This is a genomic window from bacterium (genome assembly GCA_030019025.1).
In the GTDB taxonomy this organism is placed as follows: domain Bacteria; phylum Hydrothermota; class Hydrothermia; order UBA1063; family UBA1063; genus UBA1063.
Genome location: JASEFR010000007.1, coordinates 26,324 through 36,880 on the forward strand (window position 1 = coordinate 26,324; position 10,557 = coordinate 36,880).

10 protein-coding genes are annotated in these 10,557 nt (G+C 40.2%); 4 read left to right on the plus strand and 6 right to left on the minus strand.

The annotated features are described in order from the left end of the window. Nucleotides 1-26 precede the first annotated feature (26 nt). Together QMD82_02895 and QMD82_02900 are read right to left on the minus strand one after the other, a co-directional pair. A complete protein-coding gene (locus QMD82_02895) occupies nt 27-956 on the minus strand; it encodes a lysylphosphatidylglycerol synthase domain-containing protein (GenBank protein MDI6850868.1) in 930 nt (309 codons plus the stop codon). Beyond that, entirely contained in the window at nt 956-3,355 is a 2,400-nt protein-coding gene (locus tag QMD82_02900; protein ID MDI6850869.1) for a YfhO family protein, read from the minus strand. Before QMD82_02900 ends, QMD82_02895 begins: the two co-directional genes overlap by 1 nt. An 89-nt stretch (nt 3,356-3,444) precedes the next feature. Here QMD82_02900 and QMD82_02905 point away from each other — a divergent pair, with 89 nt between their 5' ends. Genes QMD82_02905 through rlmN form a run of 4 tightly spaced genes read left to right on the plus strand, consistent with a single transcriptional unit; the run spans nt 3,445 to nt 8,884 of the window. Further along, a complete protein-coding gene (locus QMD82_02905; protein ID MDI6850870.1) occupies nt 3,445-4,767 on the plus strand; it encodes an acetyl ornithine aminotransferase family protein in 1,323 nt (440 codons plus the stop codon). A gap of 12 nt (nt 4,768-4,779) precedes the next feature. Continuing rightward, nucleotides 4,780-6,108, plus strand: a complete 1,329-nt coding sequence (locus QMD82_02910; GenBank protein ID MDI6850871.1) for a cyclic 2,3-diphosphoglycerate synthase — start codon at nt 4,780-4,782, stop codon at nt 6,106-6,108. Further along, a complete protein-coding gene (locus QMD82_02915; GenBank protein ID MDI6850872.1) occupies nt 6,108-7,835 on the plus strand; it encodes an MBL fold metallo-hydrolase in 1,728 nt (575 codons plus the stop codon). Before QMD82_02910 ends, QMD82_02915 begins: the two co-directional genes overlap by 1 nt. Nucleotides 7,836-7,852: 17 nt before the next feature. Continuing rightward, complete coding sequence (gene rlmN / locus QMD82_02920; protein ID MDI6850873.1) at nt 7,853-8,884, plus strand: 23S rRNA (adenine(2503)-C(2))-methyltransferase RlmN; 1,032 nt, start codon at nt 7,853-7,855, stop codon at nt 8,882-8,884. On the opposite strand, the gene QMD82_02925 is transcribed toward rlmN, so the two are convergent. Genes QMD82_02925 through QMD82_02940 form a run of 4 tightly spaced genes read right to left on the minus strand, consistent with a single transcriptional unit; the run spans nt 8,860 to nt 10,460 of the window. After that, on the minus strand, nt 8,860-9,255 hold the full coding sequence (locus tag QMD82_02925) for a cytidine deaminase (GenBank protein ID MDI6850874.1): 396 nt from the start codon (nt 9,253-9,255) through the stop codon (nt 8,860-8,862). The genes rlmN and QMD82_02925 overlap by 25 nt on opposite strands. After that, on the minus strand, nt 9,225-9,467 hold the full coding sequence (locus QMD82_02930) for a hypothetical protein (GenBank protein ID MDI6850875.1): 243 nt from the start codon (nt 9,465-9,467) through the stop codon (nt 9,225-9,227). The genes QMD82_02925 and QMD82_02930 overlap by 31 nt, the downstream gene beginning before the upstream one ends. A gap of 8 nt (nt 9,468-9,475) precedes the next feature. Beyond that, on the minus strand, nt 9,476-9,967 hold the full coding sequence (locus tag QMD82_02935) for a CvpA family protein (GenBank protein ID MDI6850876.1): 492 nt from the start codon (nt 9,965-9,967) through the stop codon (nt 9,476-9,478). Nucleotide 9,968: 1 nt separating this feature from the next. After that, on the minus strand, nt 9,969-10,460 hold the full coding sequence (locus QMD82_02940) for a metallophosphoesterase (protein ID MDI6850877.1): 492 nt from the start codon (nt 10,458-10,460) through the stop codon (nt 9,969-9,971). Between the last annotated feature and the right edge of the window lie 97 nt (nt 10,461-10,557).

The window sequence follows — 10,557 nt, forward strand, 5'->3', positions numbered from 1 at the left end:
CAAAAATTGGAAGTTATACCATCAAATTACTTTCCATCTCCATCCTTATGTGCAACGAAGGGATTTCGAAGAACAAGCATAGTGATAAAAAATAGCAAAAAGTCAGAAAAAATCAGCGCTATTCTCGTGAGGATAGAGAAAGCAGAGGCCACCTCAACCGAGTAAGACGTCTTTAGTAAGGTCATTAATACCGACTCTCTTACACCGAAACCAGCAGGAGCAACCAGTGCCAAATAACCGAGTATCCACGATATTGGGTAAGTGGTTATAGAATCAAAAAGTGAAACATTTATATTTGACCTTTGAATCATTACCCAGAAACTGACTCCTGTTGCGATCCATAGAGTAAAATACCACAAAAACACCAGAAGGTTTCTCTTTAGTGGAATACTTATTTTGCCAAAGTCATAATTTTGTTTCCTTATCTTTGCAAAAATCTTCAAGAAAAACTTTACAACAATCGGATGCTGAAGGAGTAGGAGAACAGTAAAAAGAATTAAAGCATATACTGCCCAAAGCTGTGGAATGCCTCCCTTGAGAAAAAAACGGGCAAAGAAAACCATTACCGCCGACGAGCTCGATATGATAACCTCAAGAAATACCGTAGCCAAGGTAATCTCTGGTATAACATCCTTAGTTAGGGCAACTCTACCAACAAATTGCCATATTTTTCCTGGCATGTATTTGCCAACATTGGAATATATCCAGGAAATTACCGCCATAGAGGGTTGGATTTCGACTCCAAATCCTTTCAAAATGTATCTCCAGACGAAGGGATAACAGAAAATAACAAGGGATAAAAGAATTATTCCACTTGCTAAAAACCACAAGTCCAGTGTAAGAAAGGTCTCTTTGAAAGCCTTCGCATTTTTCACAAGGGGCGAGATAACGTAATAAAAAAGAACAAGGACAACCACTAACTGAAGAACATTCCAGAAGAGTTTTTTAAGCTGCATTATGGTCTTTTGATCGCTATTATAAGTGCAATTAAAGAGATGGAAAATCCAAGGAAGCACAGTATAAATCCGAGTCTGTGATAATTTGACTCAAATTTAGCCAAAATCTTGTGTTCACCAACAGGACAATAGATAGCCATAAAGGCATAATTTGCCAGATAAGTTTCCACCCTTTTGCCATCAATGTAAAATTTCCAGGCGGGATGGTAATTCTCTGAAACCACCAGAAAACCCGAACGGGGTAGCTTTGCAGAAATTTCAAAGCTATTTCCATTATGAGCTACCATATTGAGAGACAACGTTCCATCGTAAACAATCTTTTCTTCCATGATTTCCGGTTCCTTTTCCAGAAGCACATACTTTTTAAAGGAATCGGAGGGCCAGCTTTTCATTAAATTGAGAATCGAATCGCTGCTTAATACTTTGTAGTCTTCTGAGAAATAAACCCTCCCGAAATTGTTATTATTTCGGTAAAGAGCAAGCTGTCCAGCACTCCTTTGCAGGGAAAAGTTAGCAAGGTAGCCGATCCAGTTTCTTATAGCATTTTTCGTATTCTCATCATATCTCGTGGTATCAAGCTTTGAAAAGTCATAAGCGATAATATACTTACAATCAAGGAAGTTAAGCATAGAGGGATATAAAAGAAGGTTTTGAGGATTAAACATTACACTTTGACCAGCCCCTATAAATTCCTGATAACGTTTGGGCGGAGAGCTTGTATAACCGCCAATAGAATGAATCCTATGAATCATGAGGGTTCCATCCATCGCCCGTTGGTACATCAACGGAAACACTCTATAAATTTCTCTGTCCTGTTTCAATTGGCTTATAACCTCATCTTCCCCGTACATCTCCTCAACACTTCTTCCTGCATCAACAATAAAGTTCCTATCAACCATATAGAGGTCAACATAAGAAATAACTGCGAGTAAAATCACATAAGGGACCTGACTTCTTTTTGAAGAAGCGGCAAATACTGCGCCAAGGCCAGCACCGGCAAAAACCAACGACAATATAAAGTAGGCAGGGAGCCTCGTAAGTGCATCTTCAAGCAAAACAATTTTTGTTCTGACTTCGCCAGCATCTTTTGCCCTTTGGAGCATCCCCGTAAACATAGTTACAATGCCGTTTTTGAAGAAGAGAAAAACAATGAAAACCAAAAAAAGACCAATAAGTGAATAAATTGAGACCCTTCTCATCCTTTGACTTTCTTTATCTCCTGAAAGCAAGATTTTAAGTGCAATAGAAGCCAGAAAAACGCTGATAAAGTTAAATACGAAAAACATTAGGTTGGGGGCGCGGAATTTCTTTACAAGGGGAATAACATAATAAAAAACTCTGAAAACCGGCGTATATCCGCCCCAGACGTAAAAGAGAACTAAAATCCCGTAAATCGCTAAAAATCTAACCAGTTTGTCCCTTTTAAATCTTCCCAAAATGGCAACAAGGGCAAAAAATAGTGTCAATATACCCATGTACTCGGTATGAAGTTTGAAGTAGCTCCTGCCCCAGTATTCATCTAAAATTCCCGAAAACCTTGGTGTAATTAAATTTAAAATTTCTTCCGGTGGCATGGACCAGCTTGCCGCATATTCAAAACCCCTTTCAGCACCTCTTGCTGTATAAGGTAGGTTCTCTATAACAGGAAAGAGATAAAAGCTATAAATAAGTGCAGCTACAACTCCACCCAATATGGAGTAGAATGCGTAGAGATAAAACTTTCCACTTTTTAAACTGTTTCCAACGCTTAGATTGTAAAAGATAAAAAAGGCAATAAGGAAAAGGATCCCGAAGTAGGTCATCTGAAGATGCCCGTTCAGGAACGAATACCCGACAACAGATCCCATCAAAAGGAAGTACACCAGCTTTCCTCTATCAATTCCCCTTTTTAAAAGGAAAAGATACAGAGGAAAGAGGGCCATACTGGTCAAACGTCCAAGATGTCCTGCATAGGTAGTAGAAACGAGAAGACCAGAAAATCCATACAATATTCCGGCAAAGACAGCAATCAGATCGTCTCGGAGATAATCCTTGATAAACCAGTAGGTTGAAAAAGCAGCCACAGTGAGTAAAAAAACAAAACCAAGGACATGAGAAACATGGATTGGTAAAACAAAGGTACTTAAAAATCTAAGGGTCAAAATCTCCGGGAAAAAGGCACCAATAGTTGGCATACCGCTAAAAATATAAGGGTTCCACAAGGCTATGTTTTTATGCTCTTTTATGTAATCTCGCATGAAGACCCAGTTGGCATATCCTCCATTTAGCCAATCAGTCCCCATTAGCGTCTTCGAAGGAAATAAGAACGCAGCATAAAGAATAAAAGCCAGTAGAAAATATAACCCAAAGACCACATAATCCCGAAATAAATAACCACCTCCCTTTTTACTGCTTTTCATTTTGCCTCCTTGCCCTTAATGATAAAGAGAATCCTTTGACTATTCAAACTCTTTGAATTATAATCACTTAAACCAGAAAAGGAGGTAAAATGCCTTTGAAACCAGAGATAAAAACCCAGCTGCCAGGACCAAAGGCTAAAGAGTTACTTAAAAGAGACGAAGAGTATATATCCCCTTCCTACACACGCACCTACCCCGCTGTAATTGAACGGGGAGAAGGCGTTTGGGTGTACGATGTCGACGGAAACAGATTTTTAGATATGGCTGCAGGAATTGCGGTTCTCACCACAGGGCATTGCCATCCCGAAATCGTTAAAGCAGTGCAGGAACAAGTGGGTAAACTTATCCACATGTCGGGAACGGATTTTTACTACCCTTATCAGATTGAACTGGCAGAAAAGCTGGCTGAAATTGCACCCGGCTCAAAAAATAAAAGGGTGTTCTTCTCCAACTCGGGAACTGAGGCTAACGAAGCTGCACTAAAGCTCGCCAGGTATAAACAGAAAAGGCCCATATTTATAGCTTTTCTCGGTGCCTTCCATGGTAGAACCTTCGGATCAATGAGTATTTCAGCTTCAAAAGCAATTCACAGAAAATACTTCAGTCCACTCTTGCCACAGGTGGTTCACGTACCATATCCTAATCCTTATAGACCAATCTTTGGGGTGCCCGCTGAAAAACTAACCGATACCATAATTGATTACATTGAAAACTTTATTTTTACGACCATTGCACCACCTGAAGAGGTAGCGGCCTTTGTTTTCGAACCCATTCAGGGAGAAGGTGGTTATGTAGTCCCGCCGGCAGACTTTTTTAAAAGGCTCAAGGCACTCGCCGAAAAATATGGTATTCTCCTCATTGATGATGAAGTACAGGCAGGAATGGGGAGAACCGGAAAAATGTTCGCGATAGAACATTTTGACGTAATACCAGACATTGTTACCGTTGCGAAGGGTATAGCCTCAGGTTTTCCCTTAGGTGCAACTATTGCGAAAAAATCCCTGATGGATTGGGAATCCGGGACTCATGCCAGCACCTTTGGAGGTAATCCCGTTTCCTGTGTTGCAGCTTTAAAGACCATTGAACTCCTTGAAAATGGGCTTATAGAAAACGCGAGAAATATCGGTGAATATCTAAAATCAGAACTCCTCAAACTTAAAGATGAGTTTGAATTTATTGGCGATGTGCGTGGAATTGGCCTCATGATCGGGGTCGAAATTGTTAAAGATAAAACTTCCAAAACACCCGATTCCAAGTTAAGAAATAAAATCGTCGATGAATGTTTTTACAAAGGGCTTCTACTCTTAGGCGCAGGGCCTAACACTGTAAGGTGGTGTCCTGCTCTCACTGTCACGAGGGAAGAAATAGATACAGCCCTTGAAATATTTAGAGAAGTTCTTAAAAAAATCTAAAAGGAGGTCGAAATGAGGAAAAAAGTTATCATAATGGGCGCAGCAGGTAGAGATTTCCATAATTTCAACGTCTTCTTTAGAGATAATGAGGAATATGAAGTCGTTGCATTCACCGCAACTCAAATTCCTGACATTGAAGGAAGGAAATATCCACCAGAACTATCCGGTAAACTCTACCCTGACGGAATTCCAATTTATCCTGAAGACGAACTGGAAGAACTTATTAGAAAGCATAAGGTTGATTTTGTAGTTTTCTCATACTCTGATGTTTCCCACGAATATGTGATGAACCGTGCATCTATGGCGATGTCTGCCGGCGCCAGTTTCATGCTCCTTGGACCCTCCCATACAATGCTTACTTCAACAAAGCCAGTAATTTCAGTTTGTGCGGTGAGAACAGGCTCAGGAAAAAGCCAAACCACAAGAAGAGTAGCAGAAATACTTAAAAAACTGGGAAAAAAGACCGTTGTCATAAGGCATCCAATGCCGTATGGAGACCTTACGAAACAGGTTGTCCAGAGATTTGGAAGTCTTGAAGACTTAGACAAACACAATTGTACTATAGAAGAAAGGGAAGAGTACGAACCCCACATTGATCGGGGTAATGTGGTTTATGCAGGCGTTGATTATGAAAAAATTTTAAGGCAGGCCGAACAGGAAGCGGATGTAATTCTCTGGGACGGTGGGAACAACGATTTTCCATTCTTTAAGTCCGATCTGCACATAGTAGTTGTTGATCCTCACAGGCCAGGTCATGAAGTAACATACCACCCAGGTGAAACCAACCTTAGAATGGCTGACGTAATAGTAATAAACAAGATAGACACTGCATATCCGGAAGATATACAGATCGTCCGTGAAAACGCAAGATCTGCAAATCCAAAAGCTACAATAATTGAAGCTGCCTCACCCATCTTCGTTGAGAACTATGAAGCAATTAAAGGGAAAAAGGTACTGGTAATTGAGGATGGTCCAACTTTGACCCATGGCGAAATGGCATTCGGTGCTGGCTATGTAGCAGCAGAGAAATACGGTGCAGCAGAGATTGTAGATCCAAGACCCTATGCTGTGGGCTCCATAAAAGAGACTTACGAGAAATACACACAACTGGAGGTTATACTTCCTGCAATGGGTTATTCCCCAAAACAGCTTAAAGAATTAGAAGAAACAATCAATGCAGTCCCTGCCGATCTCGTAGTTGTAGCAACTCCTATAAACCTTGGCAAAATCTTGAAGATAAACAAGCCTTATGTTAGGGTAAAATATGAACTTCAAGAGATTGGAAAACCCGATCTTGAAGACATTATAAAGGACTTTTTTGAGAAGAGGAGAACAAACTAATGGAAGAAAAATGGACTGAAATCGTTGAAAAGGTCCGTAAAGAGCTGGATGAGGCTGTAAACAGCCTCATCCAGCAAACATTTTCTGAGGTAGAAGAACTGCTGAAAGGAATGAAGAACAAAGCCCAGGAACTTACCAGCAAAGCAGAAGAAGAAAACCTTACTCCTGAAAAGATAAACGAAACCATACAAAAAACACTACAAGAACTAATTGAAACCAAAGGGCTGCAGATTGAAGAGGCTCTAAAAGCAGAGGAAGAAAATCTCCGCAAAGAAGTTCAGGAAATGGCTGAGAAAATCAGGCAAACTATCGAAAACCGGATTAAAGAAGTAGAAGCGGAAATCGATTCTCAAGTAAAATCCGTTTTTGATCCAGAAAGGGTAAGAGGGCTTTTAGAAGAGAAGATCAAAACCTTCATAGAGGAAAAATCCCATTTATTCGAGGATGACCTTAAGACACTCGGGAAAGAAGTTGTTGATAAAAATCAGAAAGATATAAAGAAAAACCTGGAAAAAAGCCTAAAAGCCTTCTACGAAGCAGAAGACGGGTTAAAGAAAATCATTGGTGAAATCGTAAAAAATCAAAGCGATTATATCACCTCTCAGCTTCAGGAAAAAATTTCAGAAATGCTGAGTACCAGTGCTAAAGAGTTACTCCTCGAATCTCCTCTTTCCGAGAGAATAGCAGAATACGTCGGATTCGAAATGAAAAAATATATGCAAGAAATAGAAAACATTAAGGCAACACTGGACGTTCTCGAAATGCGAATCAAGATTCTCTCAGAAACCCCCGGATCATCAGAAGAGCGGCCACCTTCAGAAAAAGAAGAAATTGAAATTCCTCAGGCTGTTCTTTTCCCAGAGGATGAAGGCGTAAGAGAAGCATCGGCAGAAGAAAAGTTAGAGACAAAACCCGAAAACGTAACAGAAGAAGTGCAAGTCCCTCCAGTGGAAGAGCAAGCATCCGAAGTATTTGAAGAAACATCAATGCCAGCAGAAGCTACTGAAGAAACCGTGGAAGTAACAGAAGAGAGAAAAGAACGCCTTTTCAAACTACAAATCCCCATCGAGATTACATACTTTGGACACGCAGCCTTTCTTATAACGGCCAACAACACAAAAATCATCACTGACCCCTACAAGCATATGGCACTCAATGGCTCAATAAAGTATCAACCCATTGATGTTGAAGCCGACTTCGTTACTGTAAGCCACATGCATATGGATCAGGGAGCCTGGAAGGAAATTCCGGGGAATCCAAAACTCGTTGAAGTGGCAGGAGAAAAATCCTTTAGTGATTTTCCCTTCCTCAAATTTAAGGGTATCCAGACTTACCATGATAACGCAGAAGGTAATGTGAGAGGTGCAAATATGGTCTTCAACATTGAGATAGCCGGTATCAAAATAACTCATTTAGGCGCACTGGGACACATTCTCACAAAAGAACAGCTTAGAGAAATCGGCAAGCCGGTTGACATTATTTTTATCCCCGTAGGGGGGTATGATACCTTGCCTATAAGGGATGCTTGGGAAGTTGTAGAGCAGTTGGACCCGCTTGTAGTAATTCCAATGAGATTTAAAACCGATGCCTGTGAGCTTCCGCTGGCAGAAGTGGATGCCTTCCTCAGTCTTGCTAAATGTCCTGTAAAAGTAATGGAATCAACAATCTTTGTTGATTCCTTGCCTACCTCAAGGGAGGTTTGGGTTTTAAAACCACTCAAAATTTAAAATAATCTCGGCTTTAAATGGAAAACCTTATATCCTTGAAGGTAAAAGATCTTGAATCTTTGTTTGCTTCTCTAAAGGAGAAACCTTACAGGGTCAGGCAAATTTTGAAATGGATATGGGGAAAAGGCAAAGATAACATTGATGAGTTTTCAGACCTTCCAAAGGAACTAAGACATTTTCTTTTTCAAAATTACTACATAGAACGAGCAGAACCAGTATCGATACTTTCTTCTCAGGATGGCTCTATAAAGTTTCTTATACAGCTTGAAAACGGAGATAGGGTTGAATCGGTCTTCATTCCTGATGCTGATAGAAATACCGTGTGTGTGTCTTCCCAGGTAGGGTGCCCTTTAAAATGCACATTTTGTGCGACAGGGAAACTTGGATACGTTAGAAACCTGAAATTTTACGAAATCCTTGAACAGGTCAGAATTGTTAGAAATCACGTGAATACAAGGATAACTAATGTAGTATTCATGGGGATGGGAGAACCGTTCCTTAATTATGAAGAGGTAATTGAAAGTGCCAGAGTTATAAACAATCCCAATACCTTTTCCATCGGTGCAAGAAAAATTACCATCTCCACTGCTGGAATTATCCCGGGAATAAGAAAACTTGCCAATGAGCCAGAACAGTTTAAACTGGCAGTTTCTTTAAATTCTGCCATTCAGGAAAAACGGGAAAAACTCATGCCAATAGCAAAGAAATACCCCCTCAGCGATCTGAGGGAAGCCTTACTCGATTTCTACGAAGCAAAAAAGCGCTGGATTACCTTTGAATACATTCTTATTCCCGGCGTAAACGACACAGACGAGGATGTTGATGCCTTAACCGAATACGTCAATTCCATACCATCGAAATTGAATCTCATCCCGTACAACCCTCATCCTTATTCCAGTTTCAGAGCTCCAAAAGATGAAGAAATAGAGAAATTCCTTAAAATTTTAAGGAAAAACCTTAAGCGAGCTGTAACATTGAGAAAATCAAAGGGACAGGATATTAAAGGAGCATGCGGACAACTTGCCTACTTTTCAAAATTAAACGAATAGGGTAAAAGTTTATCAACCCCTATAGAAACCAAACCATCCTTGGTCTTAACCACAACGAGCATTTCCTTAGAGAACTCCACCATAACCTGTCTGCAAGCACCGCAAGGGTAGGGAGGCCTCTCGGGATCGTTAGAAACTATTGCAATGGCCACAAAATCCCTTTTCCCTTCGGAAACTGCTTTAAAAATAGCAACCCGCTCAGCACAAATAGTCAAACCATACGAAGCATTCTCAACATTAACTCCAGTATAAACACTACCATCTTTACACAAAAGGGCAGCAGCAACAGAATAGCCGGAATATGGCGCATATGAATTACCCAGGGCTTCCTCTGCCCTTTTCACCAGCTCTTCAATTTCTCCACGTACCATTGATCCTGATTCCTGAAATATTCTATTTTGAAAACGCTTCCATCTTCAAGAACAACCTTGTGTACTTCCCTTTCATTTCCAATGAAATCCTTCACCACCCCGATAGGAAACCACTTCTGGATCATCAGCTTCTTCCCGCTGATAACAAGGGCCAAAGGCCTTTCACATCTTTTCTCACCTTCATACCATACTACCTCAATCTGTTTCATCATCCTTTCCCTCAGTCTTCCACATTTTCGAAAAACTCTCTTACCTCGTTAAAATTCTTTATCACAACATTCTCATAAATCTTTGAAATCGTTCCAGAATAAGCACTTTTTTCTATATAAACCCTTGCGAACTCAAATCTGCTGGCAAAATAAAGTAAAGTACCTGCAACGACAATTCCTTCAAAAATGCCAAGCAAAAGTCCAAGAAACTTATCCAGTATGCTTATAAAGGTAGGCTTTATAGCCTTCCTTATCAGGAAAATTACAAGCTGGGTTAGAAATATTACCAGAGCAAAGAGGATGAGGATACTCAACACCTTCAAGATCAGAGGGTCTTTAATGCCCTTAAGATAAAAACTCATGAGATCGCTAAACTTGAGAGATATGAAAATCGCAAGAATGAGACCCACAAGAGAGAGTACTTCCTTTATAAGGCCGACAAGAAGGCCCCTCAGGGCAAAAAATGCAAGTACTATAAGAACAATAACATCCACACCATTCATACTAAAACTCTCTCACCTCACAAATATCTTTATCTAAATCAACGATCACAAAAGTTCTTTTACCGGTAAGATAACCGCAGGCTTCACCAGGATTTACGATATGGGTTTTACCAATCTTCTCCACATGTAGTTTATGGGTGTGCCCATAAGCCACAATTTTAAATTTTTGCGTCTCCGCCAGTTCTGATATTGCAAAAGGCTCGTGCATAGCTACAATTTTAATACCATTTATATCAAGAATCTGTGGTAATTTAAAAACCGCAACCCCAAATTCCTTTGCCTGCTCAGTGAGGAAAAGCCTTTCCCCATCGTTATTACCGAACACATAGTAAAGGCTTCCGGTATATACTTCCCTGAGGAACCTGAAATTAAAGGGAGATATCAGGTCTCCAAGGTGAATAACGTTCCTTACCCCTTCCCTTTCAAAGTAGGAGAAGGCCACCTGAATAGCTTCTTTGTTATCATGGGTATCAGAAATAAAACCAATTTTCACAATACACCTCCAAGTAGGAATCCTGTAAGTACAAGAATCATACAGTATTTAAAATCTTCACTCAATTTGGAAAAAGATTTTTTTCTCCACGTTATCA

Coding starts and splice junctions, on each gene's coding strand:
- QMD82_02895 (MDI6850868.1), bottom strand. CDS start 956: ATGCAGCTTAAAAAACTCTTCTGGAATGTTCTTCAGTTAGTGGTTGTC.
- QMD82_02900 (MDI6850869.1), bottom strand. CDS start 3,355: ATGAAAAGCAGTAAAAAGGGAGGTGGTTATTTATTTCGGGATTATGTG.
- QMD82_02905 (MDI6850870.1), top strand. CDS start 3,445: ATGCCTTTGAAACCAGAGATAAAAACCCAGCTGCCAGGACCAAAGGCT.
- QMD82_02910 (MDI6850871.1), top strand. CDS start 4,780: ATGAGGAAAAAAGTTATCATAATGGGCGCAGCAGGTAGAGATTTCCAT.
- QMD82_02915 (MDI6850872.1), top strand. CDS start 6,108: ATGGAAGAAAAATGGACTGAAATCGTTGAAAAGGTCCGTAAAGAGCTG.
- rlmN (MDI6850873.1), top strand. CDS start 7,853: ATGGAAAACCTTATATCCTTGAAGGTAAAAGATCTTGAATCTTTGTTT.
- QMD82_02925 (MDI6850874.1), bottom strand. CDS start 9,255: ATGGTACGTGGAGAAATTGAAGAGCTGGTGAAAAGGGCAGAGGAAGCC.
- QMD82_02930 (MDI6850875.1), bottom strand. CDS start 9,467: ATGATGAAACAGATTGAGGTAGTATGGTATGAAGGTGAGAAAAGATGT.
- QMD82_02935 (MDI6850876.1), bottom strand. CDS start 9,967: ATGAATGGTGTGGATGTTATTGTTCTTATAGTACTTGCATTTTTTGCC.